The organism is Streptomyces sp. NPDC020362 (genome assembly GCF_040642095.1).
Classification (GTDB): Bacteria; Actinomycetota; Actinomycetes; order Streptomycetales; family Streptomycetaceae; genus Streptomyces.
The window spans coordinates 17,462-34,829 of record NZ_JBFAET010000095.1; the positions used below are offsets into that span (position 1 = coordinate 17,462).

Below are 17,368 nucleotides of genomic sequence, written 5' to 3' on the forward strand. Positions count from 1 at the left end.
TGTCCCCTCTCCACGGGTTGACTTCCTCGCACCGAAAAGGGAAGGGCCGGGTGCAACGGGGGGCGCACCCGGCCCTGGTCTGCATGCGGACGCCCGAGCCGTCCGGTGGTTCTGTCAGTCCTCGACCCAGCCGTGCCGCTTGCCGAACAGGAGCAAGTGCTTGCGCATGGCCAGGATCTGCTGGCCCGTCAGCTCCGGGACGGACGTCAGCAGAAGCTCGGTCACCTCTCGGGTGTACTCGGCCGAGCCGAGTACGTCGCACATCGTGTCCTGCCCCTCCGCGGACGACGCGCCGCCCTGCGGGCTCACCGGCGCCGCGAGGGTCCGCGGGGCGGGCACCACCGCCTGCACCGACAGCCCCTGCGACTCGGCGAGCCGCACCCCGGAAGCCTTCAGCCCGCGGTCACCGTCCTCGACCTCGAACTCCACCATGAGTCCCGAGCGCACCGACGACTCGGGAATGAGCAGATCGTTCACATGCAAGAAGACGTCTTCCCCACCCTGGTCCGGCGCGATGAAGCCATACCCACGCATCCCGTCGAACCGGATCACTCGACCGACAGCCATCCCCAAACCCCTCACTCCGGGCACCGTGCCCAACATCTTGCGGTGGATCGTAACAACGCACATCAGCACGGTTCGTGCACCAGTTGAACAGCCCAATCACAACTGCTCGGTAACACGGCAACGTTGTCCGCATTCACGGCATGGGGCACGGCCGTCCGGGTTGAACACTCCTTCGGAAACTGGCCCTCGGGGCCCCGTGGACCGGCAGGCTCAGCAGTCCACCCAGCCGTGGCTGCGTCCAAAATCCACGACCTTGCGCCTGATGAGCAGGATCTGCTCAGCGGTGAGCGAGGGTGCCGCGGCCAGCAGCAGCTCCGTGATCTCCCGGTTGAGTTCGGCCGGGGAGAACACGTCGCACAACGGCTCCCCGTCGTCCGCCGAGTTGCCGTGCTCCACCGAAAAGGCTTTCAGAGATGCCTGGTCGACGCCGTCGGCGAGCCGTACGGACGATGCCCTCAGACCCCGTTCGCCCTCTTCGATCTCGAATTCGACCTGCAGGCCGGATCGGAGATATTCCTCCGGAATCAGCAAGTCGTTCACATGAAGAAAGACGTCTTCTCCGCCATATGCCGGGGCGATGAATCCGTAACCCCGCACATTGTCGAAACGCACCACTCGACCCGCGACCACAGCCACTTCCACACTTCCACAGAACTTGGACACCACTGCGCGAACTTGACCCCGTTGCGCGCGGCCGATGGTATCGGGTGGCCGACAGCAAGGACAGTCCCGGGTCGATTGCCAGGTCAGACGGCTGTATCCGAACCGTTGCGGTTCCGTCGGAACTCCCCCACAGCGAGCGCATAGTGTGTGGTCCCGTTGTCAGGGCCGAAGCGCCGAGTTCCTTTACTGCAGGGGGAGTCACCACCATGCGATCCATACGGCCGTCGTTCACCGTTCACCGAGGGAGGGGCGGGGCACGCCGGACCTCCCCCGTGCTGGCGACGGTCGCTCTCGTCTCCACGCTCGCGCTGACGGCCACCGCGTGCAACGGCGACGGTGACGACAACGCCGACGGCAGGCCGAGCGCCAGCGCGACCGCGAACGGCTCCGGCGACGGAAAGATCCAGATCCCGGACGACATCAAGAACAAGCTCAAAGAGCACGGGATCGACATCGACAAGTGGAAGAACGGGGCCTGGAAGAACTGGAACCGGCAGGACTGGCTGCGCGAGGCCAACGACTTCATCAACCCGATCATCAAGGGTCTGTGGGACCCGGACCGGATGCGCGGCGCCAACGACCCGGACAAGGACAAGGGTGTCGACGACAACGACATCTCCGGTGACCAGGGCGTGACGGACCCGACGCCGGCGCCGGTGAAGGCACAGGCGGTCCGGCCGCCGTACCACACCAACGCGGCCACCTCGGGCAAGGTGTTCTTCGACTCTCCCGAGGGCACCATGGTCTGCTCGGCGACGGTCGTCGAGGACCCGGCGCACCCGGGCAAGTCCAACCTCATCTGGACGGCGGGCCACTGTGTCCACGCGGGCCAGAAGGGCGGCTGGTACCGCAACATCGCTTTCGTGCCGTCGTACAACAACCAGGGCAAGTCGGCCGCCCAGCTGCAGAACGCGAGCCGGGCCGAGATCGCCCCGTATGGCGTTTGGTGGGCCGACGCGGCGAAGACCTCGCAGCAGTGGATCGACGGGGGCGGCGAGACCGGCGGCAAGGGCGCCTCGTACGACTTCGCGGTCATCCATGTGACGCCGGAGCAGGGCAACGCCGGCAAGTCGCTGGAGGAGACGGTCGGCGGCGCGCTGCCGGTGAACTTCAACGCCCCGGCCGTGCCGAAGGTGAAGAGCATCACGGCGACCGGATACCCGGCGGCGCCCCCGTACGACGGTCAGCTGGCGTACCAGTGCCAGGACAAGCCGGGCCGGCTCTCGATCGCCAAGGCGGACCCGACGATGTACCGGATCGGCTGCACGATGACCGGTGGCTCCTCCGGCGGCGGCTGGGTGGAGACGGGCGCCGACGGCAAGCCGGCGCTGGTGTCCAACACGTCCATCGGCCCGGTCACTTCGGGCTGGCTGGCCGGTCCGCGTCTGGGCGACGTGGCCAAGGGCGTGTACCAGTCGGTGAGCAAGAAGTTCGCCGGACAGTGAGCCTTAGGGCAGTGGGCGGTTGAGCGGTTCATCCGCACAGCGGGCCCATGGACGACGGCGGGACGCCTCACAGAAATCTTCACCGTCTCGCCGCCGTCCGTCCCCAACCCCACGGGCATAGTGGGGTGTCAACACTTCATCGGGGGTCATCGCACCATGCGTTCCACACCTGGTTCTTCGGCGCGCCCGCGCCGCGCCGTCCTTGCCGCGACCGGTCTCGTCGCCGCCCTGGCACTCACCGCCACCGCCTGCAACGGCTCCGGCGACGACAAGGCGGGCGGCCAGCCCGGCGCTTCGGCCTCCCAGGCCGACGGCGGCGGCAAGGTCCACATTCCTTCCGACATCGCGGACAAGCTCAAGAAGCACGGGATCGATGTCGACAAGTGGCAGAACGGTGGCTGGAAGGACTGGGACAAGAACAAGTGGCTCAGTGAGGCCAAGGACTTCGTCAACCCGGTGATCGCCGGTCTGTGGAAGCCGGAGCGGATGAAGTCCGCGAAGGAGGCCAACAAGACGGTCACCGCCAAGGACGCAGCCGCCGACCAGGGCGTCAGCGACCCGGAGCCGCGGCCCGTGCAGGCCGAGGCGGAGAAGACGCCGTACCACGACAATGCCGCGCCGGTGGGCAAGGTCTTCTTCGACTCGCCCGAGGGCCACATGGTCTGCTCCGGCACGGTGATCAAGGACGTCAACCACCCGGGCAAGTCCAACCTGGTGTGGACGGCGGGCCACTGCGTGCACGCCGGAAAGGACGGGGGCTGGTACCGCAACATCGCCTTCGTGCCGTCGTACAACGACCTCGGCAAGTCCGAGTCGGAGCTGTCGAACGCGAGCGCCTCGCAGGTCGCTCCCTACGGCACCTGGTGGGCGGACTGGGCGTCGACGTCGAACCAGTGGATCCAGGGCGGCTCGGAGACGGGCGGCGCGGGTGCGGCGTACGACTACGCGGTGCTGCACGTGAAGCCCGAGTCCGGGGCGAAGTCGCTGGAGGAGACGGTCGGGGCGGCCCTCGATGTCGACTTCTCGGCGCCGTCCGCGGCCGCGGCGGGGAGCATGGGTGCCTGGGGCTACCCGGCGGCGCCGCCGTACAACGGGCTGAAGATGTTCAAGTGCCTCGACCGGCCCGGGCGGCTGGCGCTGAGCCCGTCGCTGCCGACGATGTACCGCATCGGCTGCACGATGACCGGCGGCTCCTCCGGCGGCGGCTGGTTCCGGGTGGTGAACGGCAAGACCGAGCTGGTGTCCAACACCTCCATCGGTCCGGCGGACAACACCTGGCTGGCTGGCCCGCAGCTGGGCCGGACGGCCGAGGCGCTCTACCAGAACATGAGCAGGACGTACGGCGGGCGGTGACCGCCCCGGTGCCGGTACTGCCGGCAGTACCGGCACGCCAGGTGGTGCGGTGCCTGCACTGCCTGCACGCCGGGTAGCGCCCGTACCGCCGGCACTGCCCGTACGACGAAGGCCCGCCATCCCGGAAAGGGTGGCGGGCCTTCGTGTCGTGCGGGGTCAGGCCGCGGGCGCGGGCACGTACGGTGCCAGATCCGCCGCCAGTTCCTCGTGCACCCGGACCTTGAGCAGGGTGCCGTCCGCGGTGTGCTCCTCGGAGAGCACCTCGCCCTCGGTGTGGGCGCGGGCGACGAGCTTGCCGTGCGTGTACGGGACGAGCGCCTCGATCTCCACCGCGGGGTGGGGCAGCTCGTTGTCGATCAGCGCGAGCAGCTCCTCGATGCCCTTGCCGGTGCGGGCGGAGACCGCGATGGAGCGCTTCTCGACCCGCAGCAGCCGCTGGAGCGTCAGCGGGTCCGCGGCGTCCGCCTTGTTGATCACGACGATCTCGGGCACCTTGGTGGCGCCGACGTCCCTGATCACCTCGCGCACGGCGGCCAGCTGCTCCTCCGGTACCGGGTGCGAACCGTCCACCACGTGCAGGATCAGGTCGGCGTCGCCGACCTCCTCCATGGTGGAGCGGAACGCCTCGACCAGGTGGTGCGGCAGGTGCCGGACGAAGCCGACCGTGTCGGCCAGGGTGTACAGGCGGCCGCTCGGGGTCTCCGCGCGGCGGACGGTCGGGTCCAGGGTCGCGAACAGGGCGTTCTCGACCAGGACGCCCGCGCCGGTGAGGCGGTTGAGCAGGGAGGACTTGCCGGCGTTGGTGTAGCCCGCGATGGCGACGGACGGCACCTTGTTGCGCCGGCGCTCCTGGCGCTTGATCTCGCGGCCGGTCTTCATCTCCGCGATCTCCCGGCGCATCTTCGCCATCTTCTCGCGGATCCGTCGCCGGTCCGTCTCGATCTTGGTCTCACCGGGACCACGGGTGGCCAGGCCGCCTCCCTTGCCGCCGCCCATCTGGCGGGACAGCGACTGACCCCAGCCGCGCAGCCGCGGCAGCATGTACTGCATCTGCGCGAGCGCGACCTGCGCCTTGCCCTCGCGGGACTTGGCGTGCTGGGCGAAGATGTCGAGGATCAGGGCCGTACGGTCGATGACCTTGACCTTGACGACGTCCTCCAGCTGGATCAGCTGGCCCGGGCTCAGCTCACCGTCGCAGATGACGGTGTCCGCGCCCGTTTCGACGACCATGTCGCGCAGCTCCACGGCCTTGCCGGAGCCGATGTAGGTGGCCGCGTCGGGCTTGTCGCGGCGCTGGATCACGCCGTCGAGCACGAGCGCGCCCGCGGTCTCCGCGAGGGCGGCCAGCTCCGCGAGGGAGTTGTCCGCGTCCTGCACGGTCCCGGTGGTCCACACGCCGACGAGCACGACCCGCTCCAGGCGGAGCTGGCGGTACTCGACCTCGGTGACGTCCTCCAGCTCGGTGGACAGACCCGCCACGCGGCGCAGGGCCGCGCGCTCGGAGCGGTCGAACTGGTCGCCGTCCCGCTCGCCGTCGATCTCGTGGCTCCAGGCGACGTCCTCTTCCATCAGGGCATCGGCCCGAAGACCTTCGGGATAGGCGTGCGCGAGGCGCTTGGTGTCCTGGGAAGGGGAAGAAGAGGAGGTCATTGGATCCTTACGTCGATGGGAGCGCCGATGCGGCGGTCATAGGTTAGAACGCGCGAGCACCCTGGGAGATTCCCGCGGTCCGTGCCGCGCCGACCTGACGATGGTCGCACGGCACGGCCCGTCTCGTCACCGCCTTATTTCCGGGGCCGGCCCTTGGCGCCCTTGGGCGACGCGGTGGGCTTCCAGTCCGGGTGGCCGGGCATCGGCGGGGTCTTCTCGCCGTACAGCCAGTCCTTGAAGAAGCCCGTCAGATCGCGGCCGGCGACGGTCGAGGCGAGGCGGACGAAGTCGGCGGTGCCGGCGGTGGAGTCCCGGTGCTCCTGGACCCACGTGCGCTCCAGGCGTTCGAAGGCCGACCGGCCGATCTCCTGGCGCAGGGCGTACAGCACCAGCGCCGCGCCGTCGTAGATGTTGGGGCGGAAGATGCTGATCTTCTGCCCGGGGGCGGGTGCCTTGGGCAGGGCGGGCGGGCCGCCGGCGTCACGCCAGCGGTCGGAGGAGCCGTAGGCGGCCTTCATCCGCTCCTCCATCGGCTTGTTCGCCTTCTCCTCGGCATAGAGGGCCTCGTACCAGGTGGCGTGCCCCTCGTTCAGCCAGACGTCGGACCACGTGCGGGGGCTGACGCTGTCGCCGAACCACTGGTGCGACAGCTCGTGCACCATGATCGACTCGATGTACCACTTGGGGTAGGCGGGCTCGGAGAAGACATGCTTCTCGAAGAGCGAGAGGGTCTGCGTCTCCAGCTCGAATCCGGTCGAGGCCTGGGCCATGAGCACGCCGTAGGTCTCGAACGGGAACCGGCCGACCTTGCTCTCCATCCAGGCGATCTGGTCGGGTGTCTTCGCGAGCCAGGGTTCCAGCGCCTTGCGGTCGGCGCTGGGTACGACGTCCCGGACCGGCAGTCCGTTCGGTCCCGTACGGCGTACGACGGCGGAGCGGCCGATGGACACCTGGGCGAGTTCGGTGGCCATGGGGTGCTGGGTGCGGTAGGTCCAGGTGGTGGAGCCGTCGACCTTCTCGACGCCGGCGGGCACACCGTTGGCGACGACGGTGTAGTCGTTCGGGGCGGTGATCCGGAAGGTGAACATCGCCTTGTCGGACGGGTGGTCGTTGGACGGGAAGACCAGGTGGGCGGCGTCGGCCTGGTTCGCCATGGCCAGCCCGTCGGAGGTGCGCACCCAGCCGCCGTCCTGGTCCTTGGCGGCGACGGGGTTGCTCGTGTGCTTCACGGTGATCCGCGTCCAGCTGTCCTCGTGCAGGGGTCTGTCCGGCGTGACGACGAGGTCCTCGCCCACACTGGCGAAGGTGGCGGGGCGGCCGTCGACCTGCACGGACTGGACGGTGCCGTGGGCGAAGTCGAGGTTGATGCGGTCCAGGTCGGCGGTGGTCCAGGCGTTGATGGTGGTGACGGCCTGCAGCGGCTTGTCGTTGGTGCCGGGGTAGGTGAAGGACAGGTCGTACGACGCCACGTCGTATCCCGGGTTGCCCAGGTACGGGAAGAGCCGGTCGCCGACGCCCAGGGGCTGGGCCGGGGCGGCGGCAGCGAGGAGGCAGAGGGAGACGGCGGAGGCGAGCAGGGCGGCCTTGCGGCTCCGGGCGGACCGGTGGTGCGGGCGCGAGCGGGGGGTGAGCAGCATGCATCACCGCTACCAGCGCGCAGGGGCGCTTCGGCGGCGACGCGCGCCCGGCCCACTCGAACGGGTTGGTCCGGGACGCCTTCTTGAGGAAGGCTCCCGTTCGGGAATCCCACCCTCAGGACATCGGCGCCTGGTGCTGGGCCCGGTTCACGTCGTACACCCCGGGCACGTCGCGCATCGCGCGCATCAGGGCGGGGAGGTGGGCGGCGTCGGCAAGCTCGAGGGTGTAGGTGTGGCGCACTCTCTGCTGGCTGGGCGGCTCCACGGTCGCGGAGACGATCTCGGCGCCTTCCACGGCGATCGCCTCGGTGAGATCGGCGAGCAGATGAGGGCGACCGAACGATTCAGCGACCAGTGTGACCCGGCAGGCGGTGGTGTCTCCCCAGCGCACGCCGATCTCCGCACGGCCGCGGTCCTTCATGTGCCCCACCGCCGCACACCCCGCGCGGTGCACGGTCACCATTCCCCCGCGTACGGCGAAGCCTGTGATCTCGTCGGGCGGTACGGGCGTACAGCACCCGGCGAGGCGTACGACGGCTCCGGGCCGGTCCACGAGGACGTCGGCGCCCCGCGGGCGGGCGGCAGGGGCGCCGTCGAGGGCTGCGGACCCGCGTGGAGGGCGGGCGGCGGGAGCGCCATCGGTTCCGGAGGGCCGGGCCGGGCCGGAGAACCGGGCGGAGCCCGTGGGCCCGGCGGCCGTACCGCTTCCGGCGGCCGTGGGGCGTCCCTCGCCCGCGGTGTTCCCGCCGCTCCCGGCGGCCTCGCCCCGGGTACCGCCTGCCGCGGCGCCCGCAGTGCCTCCCGTACGCGCGGTGCTGCCGTCCGCGCCGTCGCCGGCACCCTCCGGTCCTCCGGCCGGATGCGCCGCCAGCCACCGCTGGATGGCGATGCGGGCGGCCGGGGTGTGGGCGTGCTCCAGCCATTCCCGGGAGGGTTCGGAGGCCGGGTCCTGACCCATCAGGAGCTGGACGGTGTCGCCGTCCTTCAGGACGGTGCTGAGGGTCGCCAGACGGCCGTTGACACGGGCGCCGATGCAGGCGTGGGCGTCCTCGCCGTACTGCGCGTAGGCGGCGTCCACGCACGTGGCGCCCTCGGGCAGGCCCAGGGTTCCGCCGTCGGGCCGGAAGACGGTGATCTCGCGGTCCTGGGCGAGGTCCTCGCGCAGGGTGGACCAGAAGGTGTCGGGGTCGGGTGCGGCCTGCTGCCAGTCGAGCAGCCGGGAGAGCCAGCCGGGGCGGGTGGGGTCGGCGCGCTCGCCGTCGGCCGCCTGGGACTGCTCCTCCCCCGACGGCGCGTAGGGGTTGCCGAGGGCGACGACTCCGGCCTCGGCGACCTTGTGCATCTGGTGGGTGCGGACGAGGACTTCGGCGACCTGGCCGTCCGCGCGGGCGACGGCAGTGTGCAGCGACTGGTAGAGGTTGAACTTCGGTACGGCGATGAAGTCCTTGAACTCGGAGACGACCGGGGTCATGCACGTGTGCAGTTCGCCGAGGACGGCGTAACAGTCGGCGTCCTCGCCCACGAGCACCAGCAGCCGGCCGAAGTCGGCGCCGCGCAGTTCTCCGCGCTTGCGGCCCACACGGTGGACGGAGACGAAGTGCCGTGGGCGGATGAGGACTTCGGCCGGGATGTCGGCCTCGCGCAGTACCCCGCGGACCTCGTCGGCGATCTCGGCGAGGGTGTTGTCGGGGCGGGCCGCGTTCGCGGCGATCAGTTCTCTGGTGTGTGCGTACTCCCCGGGGTGGAGGATGGCGAAGACGAGGTCCTCCAGCTCCGTCTTCAGGGCCTGCACGCCGAGGCGTTCGGCGAGCGGGATGAGGACGTCCCGGGTGACCTTGGCGATCCGCTCCTGTTTCTCGGGGCGCATCACGCCGAGGGTGCGCATGTTGTGCAGGCGGTCGGCGAGTTTGATCGACATCACCCGCACGTCGCTTCCCGTGGCGACGAGCATCTTGCGGAAGGTCTCGGGTTCGGCGGCCGCCCCGTAGTCGACCTTCTCCAGTTTCGTGACGCCGTCGACCAGATACCGCACCTCCTCGCCGAACTGCTCGCGCACCTGATCCAGCGTCACATCCGTGTCCTCGACGGTGTCGTGGAGCAGGGAGGCGGTCAAGGTCGTGGTCTCCGCGCCGAGTTCGGCGAGGATCAGGGTCACGGCCAGCGGGTGGGTGATGTACGGCTCGCCGCTCTTGCGCATCTGGCCGCGGTGCGAGGACTCCGCCAGGACGTAGGCGCGGCGCAGGGGTTCGAGGTCCGCGTCGGGGTGGTGGGCGCGGTGCGCCTCCACGACGTGGCCGATCGCGTCGGGCAACTTGCCGCGGGCGACGGGGCCGAGCAGCGCGGCCCGGCCGAGCCGGCGCAGGTCGATCCGGGCACGGGACTTCCTGCGGGCCGCTGCGGGCGCTGTGGGCGCTACCGGGCCAGGGGTCGCAGGGTTCGTGGCCTCCGCACTCATGGGCACCTCCGGCTCGTCGACCGGCGGACGGAGCCCAGGGCATGCGCGGCTCAGGGATGGCAACGTTCCCCCGTCCGTGCCGGTGCTTGATGCTACCGAGCTCAGCACGCGCGACCGACCGCCTCTCGCCGACCGTGAAACGGATCACCCAATCGAGCGACGAGGAAGAGGTTTAGAGTTTGAGCCACCTGCCCTGCACTTGACCGCGGTTTCGAACGGACCCGGCCGCCCGAAACCGCTGATCCGGGCGCCCAGGGCCGCCGCGGCCGATGTTTCGCCAGGTCAGCTGAGCGCGTTTTCCAGCCACTTGCCGTCGATCTCGCCCTCGGCGACGATCACGGCGGGTCCGGTCATCTCGATCTCGCCGTCGGGCCGTTCGGTGATGACCAGGCGCCCGCCGGGCACGTCCACGGTGTAGGTCGCCGGGGTGCCGGTGACGGCCGGGTCGGCGCCGTCGCGCCGGGCGGTCGCCACGGCGACCGCACATGCGCCCGTGCCGCACGAACGGGTCTCGCCGGAGCCGCGCTCGTGCACGCGCATCGCGACGTGGCGGGGGCCGCGGTCGACGACGAACTCCACGTTCACGCCGTCCGGGTAGGCGGTCGCCGGGGCGACCGGCGGCGGGTCGTAGAGGTGGCCGGCGTGCGCGAGGTCGTCGACGAAGGCGACGGCGTGCGGGTTGCCCATGTTCACGTTGCGCGCGGGCCAGCTGCGCTCGCCGACGCTCACCGTGACCTCGCCCTCGGGCAGGCGTGCGCTGCCCATGCCGATGGTGACGTCACCGTCCTTGGCGATGTGGACGGACTTCACGCCCGCGCGCGTGGCGATCGCGAGGTCGCCTTCGGCCACATGTCCGGCGTGCTGGAGGTAGCGGGCGAACACGCGGGTGCCGTTGCCGCACATCTCGGCGATCGAGCCGTCGCCGTTGCGGTAGTCCATGAACCACTCCGCCTCGGCGGCCATCCCCCGGGCCTCCGGGTGCGCGGCGGACCGCACGATGTGCAGCACCCCGTCGCCGCCGATCCCGGCGCGGCGGTCGCACAGGGCGGCCACGGCCGCAGGGGTGAGGTCGAGGGTGTTCTCCGGGTCCGGGACGATCACGAAGTCGTTCTCGGTGCCGTGACCCTTGAGGAAGGCGATCCGCGTGCTCATTCCTCGATCGTACGGGAGCGCTCCGACGGGAGGGCCGGGGAGATCCGACGCGGGAGGGCCGGGGAGAGGTGGGGGCCGCTGCCGAGCGGTGGGACGGTGCGGGTCGGCGGGGCTGATCACGCCCCGCGGCGGTAGCCGCACGTCAGGGCCGGCCCCGCACCCCTGAAGCGCCCTCAGCGCAGCCGGGCCACCCGCCACACCGCGAGGACGGCCACCACGGCCACCAGCAGTACGTATCCGATCACGACGCGCCAGTCGGGGCGGCGTCCGGAGCCGCGCGGCGGCAGGCCCGGCCAGGTGTAGCCCACGCGGCGGGCGGCCATCATGCCCCAGCCCGCGGCGCAGCAGCAGATCAGGAGGCCCAGCATGGCGATGACCGCGCCGCTGTCGCCGAAGTCGAAGGCGAGCGGGAAGGCGAACATCAGGGAGCCGCCCGCGGCCAGGGCCACGATGGGCGCGAGCTGCCAGATGCGCAGGCGCCGCTGCGGGCGCAGCTCGACCTCGACCTCCGGGCCGCCCGCGTACATCTCCTCGGGCGCCGGTCCGTCGGCGGTCACACCGCCCGGGGCGTCGTCGGGGCCGTCGTCGGTCAGACGGTCCTCGGTCAATCGGTCCTCGAGCGGTTCCGGTTCGCCACTGCCGGTGCTGACGTGCTCGGCACTTGGTGCGGTGTCGCGAGGGCCGGCCTCCATCGCCACGCGCCCTCCCAACTAGGACTCCACTTGGTCGATCGCAGCTCGATGATGGCACGGCGTCACGGGCCGGGATGACCGGCGGCGCATCCCGATGCCAGGACGTGATCAGGCTGTGACCGGTCGTTCGACCAATGCCAGGGCCAGTCGTGGAAGTTCCGTGCGGTCCGCCGCGGCGCCGCTCAGCCAGTGCACCCGGGGATCCCGCCTGAACCATGAATCCTGGCGGCGCGCGAAGCGTTTGGTGGCGCGTACGGTCTCGGCCCGCGCCTCCGCTTCGCTGCACTCCCCGGCGAACGCCGCGAGCACCTGCTGGTATCCCAGGGCGCGCGACGCCGTGCGCCCCTCGCGCAGTCCCTGCGCCTCCAGGGCGCGCACCTCGTCCACGAGCCCCGCCTCCCACATCCGGTCCACCCGGAGTGCGATGCGCTCGTCGAGCTCGGGGCGGGCGACGTCGACACCGATCTGAACGGTGTCGTAGACGGAGTCGTGGCCGGGGAGGTTGGCGGTGAAGGGCTGGCCGGTGATCTCGATCACTTCCAGGGCGCGGACGATACGGCGTCCGTTGCTGGGCAGGATCGCGCGGGCTGCCTCGGGGTCGGCGGCGGCCAGGCGCGCGTGCAGCGCACCCGGGCCGCGCAGTGCCAGCTCCTCCTCCAGGCGGGCTCTGACCTCGGGGTCGGTGCCGGGGAACTCCAGGTTGTCGACGGCCCCGCGGACGTAGAGGCCGGAACCGCCGACCAGGATCGGCCAGCGGCCCTCGGCCAGCAGTGCGTCGATCCGCGCGCGGGCCAGTTTCTGGTACTCGGCGACCGAGGCGGTCACCGTCACGTCCCAGACGTCCAGCAGGTGGTGCGGGATGCCGGCCCGCTCCTCGGGCGTCAGCTTGGCGGTGCCGATGTCCATCCCTCGGTAGAGCTGCATGGAATCGGCGTTGACGACCTCCCCGTCTAGTTGCTGGGCCAGGAACACGCCGAGATCGGACTTTCCGGCCGCGGTGGGTCCGACGACGGCGATGACGCGGGGGGCGGAGGGTGCACTGCTCACCGCACCAGTCTCGCAAACCTCACGGACATGCCTCGAACGAGTTACGTGACGGGAGGGATCTCCGGTCGTTGCACCGAGGTGCCGCCCGCCGGTCACCGGACGGGGTGACCCGGGCGGCGCAAACGGACGCACCGTTTGACGCGGGATTTCGCCCGCACGAGTAACGTATGGAGTGGATATGGGCGTTTTTGCACGACTCCTCGGCAGGGACAGGCCGAAGGCGGCAACGGAGGCGTCGGCCGACGAGGCAGCGGCCGGTACCGAGCCGGGAGGGGCCGAGACGGAGGAAGCGGCTCAGCCGACGGAGGCGAAGGGGCAGGCCGAGGACGGGCGCGAGAGCGCGGCGGCGGAGGCTGAAGCCGTCGGGGCCGACGCGGCCGAGGGCGCCGAGATCCCCAAGCAGCAGTCCGCGGACGAGGCCGCCGACCGTGAGGCCGGCGAGGGCGCCCGCACCTGACTGTCCCCGTGAGGGAAGGTGGACCATGGGTCTCATGGACAGTGTGAAGGCCAAGCTCGCCCTGGCCGAGGACAAGATGTCGGACCTCGCGCGCCAGCACGGCGGCAAGGTCCAGCACAGCATCGACAAGGCCGCCAAGGCCGTGGACGAGCGGACCAAGGGCAAGTACAGCGACAAGATCCATGCCGGTACGGACAAGGCGAAGGGTGCGATGGACCGCCTCGCGCACGCACACGAGGACGGTCCGGAGGCCGGTGACGCCGCCACGCCGACCCGGCCGGAGGGCCCGCCACCGGCTTCCTGAACGGCATGCGGATCGGCGGACGGCCGCGGAGCGCCACGGCTCCCGGCCGTCCGCCGTGTCCGGGCCAGGGCAGCTTTTGGCCGCATGCCGGTCGGCACGGGTCCCCGGGATCTGCCGGGTCGGTACGGTCCCCAGATCTGCGGGGTCGGCACGGTTCCCCGGATCGTCCGGTCGGCGCTGTCCCCGGAATCGCCGTACAGACCCTCCGCGGTCCGTCTACGACCAGCTGGCGACCAGGTACCCCACGCCATAGGGCGCGTCGTCGTACAGCAGCGCGCCCGCCAGACCCGCGCCCTCGGCAGCCCCGGCGAGGACCTGCCAGGGCGCGCGGCCGGAGGCCTTCAGCTCGTCCGCCAGCCCGGCGTCCAGCGCCTGGAGGGCCGGCACGTCCGCCGTCCCCAGCGCACGCGCGATCCCGGCGTCGAAAGGTGCCGCTCGTTCGTCGAGGTATCCCGGGGCCTTGAGCGTGCGGCACGCACTGGCGTCTCCCATCACCAGCAGCGCGACCCGTCCGGCCCGGGCGGCGATGTCCCTGCCGGCGCCGATGCACCGCTCGGGCGCAAGGGGCTCCCCGATGCCGAGTCCCTCGATCGGGGCGTCCGCCCAGCCCGTCCGCTCCAGCAGCCAGGCGGCGACGGCCAGCGACGGCGGCAGTTCACGCTCGGGGACGGCGCCCGTGGCAGGGCCCAGCCGTACCTGTACGTCGACGCCGAAGCCGCGGAAGGACCCCGCAGTGCCCTGCGGGTGCGCTCCGCGCCCGCTCTGCTCGGCGGGTCCGACCACCACCAGCAGGTCGGGGCGGGCGGCGGCGAGCACACCGAGGGCGTCCGTGCACGCCGCGCGCGCGGCATCCAGTTCGGGTGCGGCACCCGCGGCGACCTCGGGCACGAGCAGCGGCGGGCAGGGGCAGACGGCTGCGGCGACAAGCATGATCGGCAGCGTATCCGCAGGACGGCCGGGCGTCAGTCCTCGATCAGCACGTCGGCGGGGTCGGTCCTTCGGTCACCGTCGGACCGACCCCGATGCGTACGGTGTCCCGTCTCCTCCGGGCGGGCCCGCACCTGCTCCGCGCCGTGGCCCTTCAGTCGCAGCCGCAGCCGCTTGCGGCGGCAGGCAGCGGCTCGGGCACGCCGATCTTCGGGAGGCCGAGCAGCACACCGGCCGGCTTCGCCGCCCGAGCCGCGTTGCGCTTCTCCCAGGCGTCGCCCGCGCGTGTGCGGCGCACGTCCAGGACCTCGCCCTCGGCCAGAAGGTGGTGCGGTGCGGCGTAGGTGATCTCGACGGTGACCACGTCGCCGGGGCGCACCTCCTGGTCCGGCTTGGTGAAGTGGACCAGGCGGTTGTCGGGGGCGCGGCCGGAGAGGCGGTGGGTGGCGCCGTCCTTGCGGCCCTCGCCCTCGGCGACCATCAGCTCCAGGGTGCGGCCGACCTGCTTCTTGTTCTCCTCCCAGGAGATCTCCTCCTGAAGGGCGACCAGACGCTCGTAGCGCGCCTGGACGACCGCCTTGGGGATCTGGTTCTCCATGGTCGCGGCCGGGGTGCCGGGCCGCTTGGAGTACTGGAAGGTGAACGCCTGCGAGAAGCGCGCCTCGCGGACGGCGTGCAGCGTCTGCTCGAAGTCCTCCTCGGTCTCCCCCGGGAAGCCGACGATGATGTCGGTGGTGATCGCGGCGTGCGGGATGGCGGCGCGGACCTTCTCGATGATCCCCAGGAAACGCTCCTGGCGGTAGGAGCGGCGCATCGCCTTCAGGACGGTGTCCGAGCCCGACTGCAGCGGCATGTGCAGCTGCGGCATGACGTTCGGCGTCTCGGCCATGGCGGCGATGACGTCGTCCGTGAAGTCGCGCGGGTGCGGGGAGGTGAAGCGGACGCGCTCCAGGCCCTCGATGTTCCCGCAGGCGCGCAGCAGCTTGCTGAAGGCCTCGCGGTCGCCGATGTCGGAGCCGTAGGCGTTGACGTTCTGCCCGAGCAGCGTGATCTCGGAGACGCCCTCGGCGACCAGCGCCTCGACCTCGGCGAGGATGTCACCGGGACGGCGGTCCTTCTCCTTGCCGCGCAGCGCCGGGACGATGCAGAAGGTGCAGGTGTTGTTGCAGCCGACGGAGATCGACACCCAGGCCGCGTACGCGCTCTCGCGCCGCGTCGGCAGGGTCGAGGGGAAGGCCTCCAGCGACTCGGCGATCTCGACCTGCGCCTCCTCCTGCACGCGGGCGCGCTCCAGCAGGACGGGCAGCTTGCCGATGTTGTGCGTGCCGAAGACGACGTCCACCCAGGGCGCCTTCTTCACGATGGTGTCCCGGTCCTTCTGCGCGAGGCAGCCGCCGACCGCGATCTGCATGCCCGGCCGCGAGGCCTTCTTCGGCGCGAGCCGGCCGAGGTTGCCGTAGAGCCGGTTGTCGGCGTTCTCGCGCACGGCGCAGGTGTTGAAGACGACGACGTCGGCGTCGCCGTCCGATCCCTCGGGGGCACGCACGTACCCGGCCTCTTCGAGCAGCCCGGACAATCGCTCGGAATCGTGGACGTTCATCTGGCACCCGTAGGTGCGGATCTCGTAGCTCTTGGGGGCGTGAACGTCCACTGCGGGGCTCCGGTCGCTGCTGCTGGTCATTCCTCAAGGGTAGGCGCTTCGCGGGGACCCCCTGCCCGGTGCTTCCCGAAGCGGGCGGACGCCCCCTGGAGGGACGTACTCATGGCGATCGGGCGGCGCGGGTGGTTCCGGTTCGTCATTCGTCCGCGACGCGTGCGACCGCCAGCGTGATGTTGTCCGGGCCGCCCTCCGCCATGGCGGCCTTCCACAGCTCGAAGGCCGCCCGGCCGTCGTCGTGCTCCCTGACCAGTTGGTCGAGCACGTCCGTCGGCAGGGGATCGGTCAGACCGTCGGTGCAGATGAGGTAGCGGTCGCCGGGAGAGAGGGGCGCGGCGGTGATGTGGGGACGGATGGTCCGGTACGTGCGGGTGCCGCCCAGGCACTGGGTGACGAGGGACGTGGTGCGCTGCCCGGGCTCCAGCGGGGGGCTGTCGTCGACGCTCACCTGGCGCAGCCCGTCACGGCCGGCCGCGAGGACCCTGCTGTCGCCCACGTTGAACACCAGCAGCGAACCGGGCTGAACGACGGCGCCGGCAACCGTCGTGCCCATGGCCGCCAGCTCGCCCCCCGCATCGCCGCCGGCAGCCTCGTACACGGCGCGGTTGCAGGCGTTCAGAACGTCATGGACGGCGTCCTCGCTGCTCAGGGCGGGGCCGCTCGAAGCGAGCCGGCGGACGACCAGGGCGCTGGCCACCTCGCCTCCGGGATGCCCTCCGAGCCCGTCGGCGACGGCGACGACCAGGGGTGTTCCGATCGGGAAGACCAGGGTCTGCGGACTCTCGGTCACCGTGGCGCAGAGGGTCCACGGCCCGATCACGAGGCTGTCCTCGTTCCGTTCGCGCAGCAGCCCCGGATGACTCAGCGCACTCACCGCCACGTACCGCATGGAACGTCACCGCCTTTCCGCACGGAACGCACCGCCCAAGGCCGGTCGGCGCCGCTCGTGAGGGCCGGCACCCGCAGGTGCCGGTCTCGGAGGTGGGATCTCCTCGGCCTCCCGCTGCCGGACTCCGGTCGCTGCTGGTCCTGCCTTCAGGGTAAGAGCCTGCGGGAAGCACCCCCGCTTCGTGCACCGGCGGCCCAGCCGCACCGGCCGGAGAACAGCGGCACGGCCGGGGGACCAGTGACTGCGTCGGGAGAGCAGCGGCACCGTCGGGAGACCAGCGGCAGCACCCGGAGGCCGGCCGCACCGGCCGGAGAACAGCGGCTCCGGTTTCGCGGCGTCCGGGCCGGTCGCCGCCGTCCTCGGGTACGGCGGCACGAAGGCGAGGGCGCAGCCCCGAGGGGGGCGCCGCGCCGGGCGGGGGGAGGGGTGTAACCGGAGTCCCCAGCGGCGGTATCTCCGGTACACGGCAAGAT

15 protein-coding genes are annotated in these 17,368 nt (G+C 71.2%); 4 read left to right on the plus strand and 11 right to left on the minus strand.

All coding sequences use genetic code 11. From position 1 onward, the window contains the following. Positions 1-114 precede the first annotated feature (114 nt). Positions 115-567, minus strand: coding sequence for a cold shock domain-containing protein (locus AB0H32_RS28305; protein ID WP_361125768.1), 453 nt, complete (start codon positions 565-567; stop codon positions 115-117). A 210-nt stretch (positions 568-777) separates the two neighbouring features. Beyond that, on the minus strand, positions 778-1,197 hold the full coding sequence (locus tag AB0H32_RS28310) for a cold shock domain-containing protein (RefSeq protein ID WP_361125810.1): 420 nt from the start codon (positions 1,195-1,197) through the stop codon (positions 778-780). 239 nt (positions 1,198-1,436) lie between these two features. Between AB0H32_RS28310 and AB0H32_RS28315 the strand changes: the two genes are divergently transcribed. Both AB0H32_RS28315 and AB0H32_RS28320 read left to right on the plus strand, forming a co-directional pair. After that, positions 1,437-2,675 (plus strand): hypothetical protein, encoded by a 1,239-nt coding sequence (locus tag AB0H32_RS28315; protein WP_361125771.1) that lies wholly within the window; start codon positions 1,437-1,439, stop codon positions 2,673-2,675. Between the two features lie 156 nt (positions 2,676-2,831). Beyond that, positions 2,832-4,028 (plus strand): hypothetical protein, encoded by a 1,197-nt coding sequence (locus AB0H32_RS28320; protein WP_361125774.1) that lies wholly within the window; start codon positions 2,832-2,834, stop codon positions 4,026-4,028. Between the two features lie 156 nt (positions 4,029-4,184). Here the strand turns inward: AB0H32_RS28320 and hflX are convergent, their stop codons facing one another. The 6 genes from hflX to miaA all read right to left on the minus strand — a co-directional run bounded on the left by hflX (position 4,185) and on the right by miaA (position 12,661). Further along, the gene (gene hflX / locus AB0H32_RS28325) at positions 4,185-5,678 is read right to left on the minus strand and encodes a GTPase HflX (protein ID WP_361125777.1); all 1,494 of its coding nucleotides are present in this window, start codon (positions 5,676-5,678) and stop codon (positions 4,185-4,187) included. 134 nt (positions 5,679-5,812) lie between these two features. Continuing rightward, positions 5,813-7,315: a M1 family metallopeptidase gene (locus AB0H32_RS28330; RefSeq protein ID WP_361125780.1), complete on the minus strand. Its 1,503-nt coding sequence runs from the start codon at positions 7,313-7,315 to the stop codon at positions 5,813-5,815. A 115-nt stretch (positions 7,316-7,430) separates the two neighbouring features. Continuing rightward, on the minus strand, positions 7,431-9,770 hold the full coding sequence (locus tag AB0H32_RS28335) for an HD domain-containing protein (protein ID WP_361125783.1): 2,340 nt from the start codon (positions 9,768-9,770) through the stop codon (positions 7,431-7,433). A 282-nt stretch (positions 9,771-10,052) separates the two neighbouring features. Next, a complete protein-coding gene (gene dapF / locus AB0H32_RS28340; protein WP_361125786.1) occupies positions 10,053-10,922 on the minus strand; it encodes a diaminopimelate epimerase in 870 nt (289 codons plus the stop codon). A 173-nt stretch (positions 10,923-11,095) separates the two neighbouring features. Next, entirely contained in the window at positions 11,096-11,614 is a 519-nt protein-coding gene (locus AB0H32_RS28345) for a hypothetical protein (RefSeq protein ID WP_361125813.1), read from the minus strand. Positions 11,615-11,722: 108 nt separating this feature from the next. After that, on the minus strand, positions 11,723-12,661 hold the full coding sequence (gene miaA, locus AB0H32_RS28350) for a tRNA (adenosine(37)-N6)-dimethylallyltransferase MiaA (RefSeq protein ID WP_361125789.1): 939 nt from the start codon (positions 12,659-12,661) through the stop codon (positions 11,723-11,725). A gap of 178 nt (positions 12,662-12,839) precedes the next feature. Here miaA and AB0H32_RS28355 point away from each other — a divergent pair, with 178 nt between their 5' ends. Continuing rightward, complete coding sequence (locus AB0H32_RS28355) at positions 12,840-13,118, plus strand: hypothetical protein (protein WP_361125792.1); 279 nt, start codon at positions 12,840-12,842, stop codon at positions 13,116-13,118. 25 nt (positions 13,119-13,143) lie between these two features. Continuing rightward, complete coding sequence (locus AB0H32_RS28360; protein ID WP_361125795.1) at positions 13,144-13,422, plus strand: antitoxin; 279 nt, start codon at positions 13,144-13,146, stop codon at positions 13,420-13,422. Between the two features lie 216 nt (positions 13,423-13,638). Here the strand turns inward: AB0H32_RS28360 and AB0H32_RS28365 are convergent, their stop codons facing one another. From AB0H32_RS28365 to AB0H32_RS28375, 3 genes are all read right to left on the minus strand, one after another. Continuing rightward, positions 13,639-14,352, minus strand: coding sequence for a class III extradiol dioxygenase subunit B-like domain-containing protein (locus AB0H32_RS28365; protein WP_361125798.1), 714 nt, complete (start codon positions 14,350-14,352; stop codon positions 13,639-13,641). A gap of 151 nt (positions 14,353-14,503) precedes the next feature. Next, a complete protein-coding gene (miaB, locus tag AB0H32_RS28370; protein WP_361125801.1) occupies positions 14,504-16,030 on the minus strand; it encodes a tRNA (N6-isopentenyl adenosine(37)-C2)-methylthiotransferase MiaB in 1,527 nt (508 codons plus the stop codon). A gap of 115 nt (positions 16,031-16,145) precedes the next feature. Next, complete coding sequence (locus tag AB0H32_RS28375; RefSeq protein WP_361125804.1) at positions 16,146-16,895, minus strand: PP2C family serine/threonine-protein phosphatase; 750 nt, start codon at positions 16,893-16,895, stop codon at positions 16,146-16,148. Positions 16,896-17,368 lie beyond the last annotated feature (473 nt).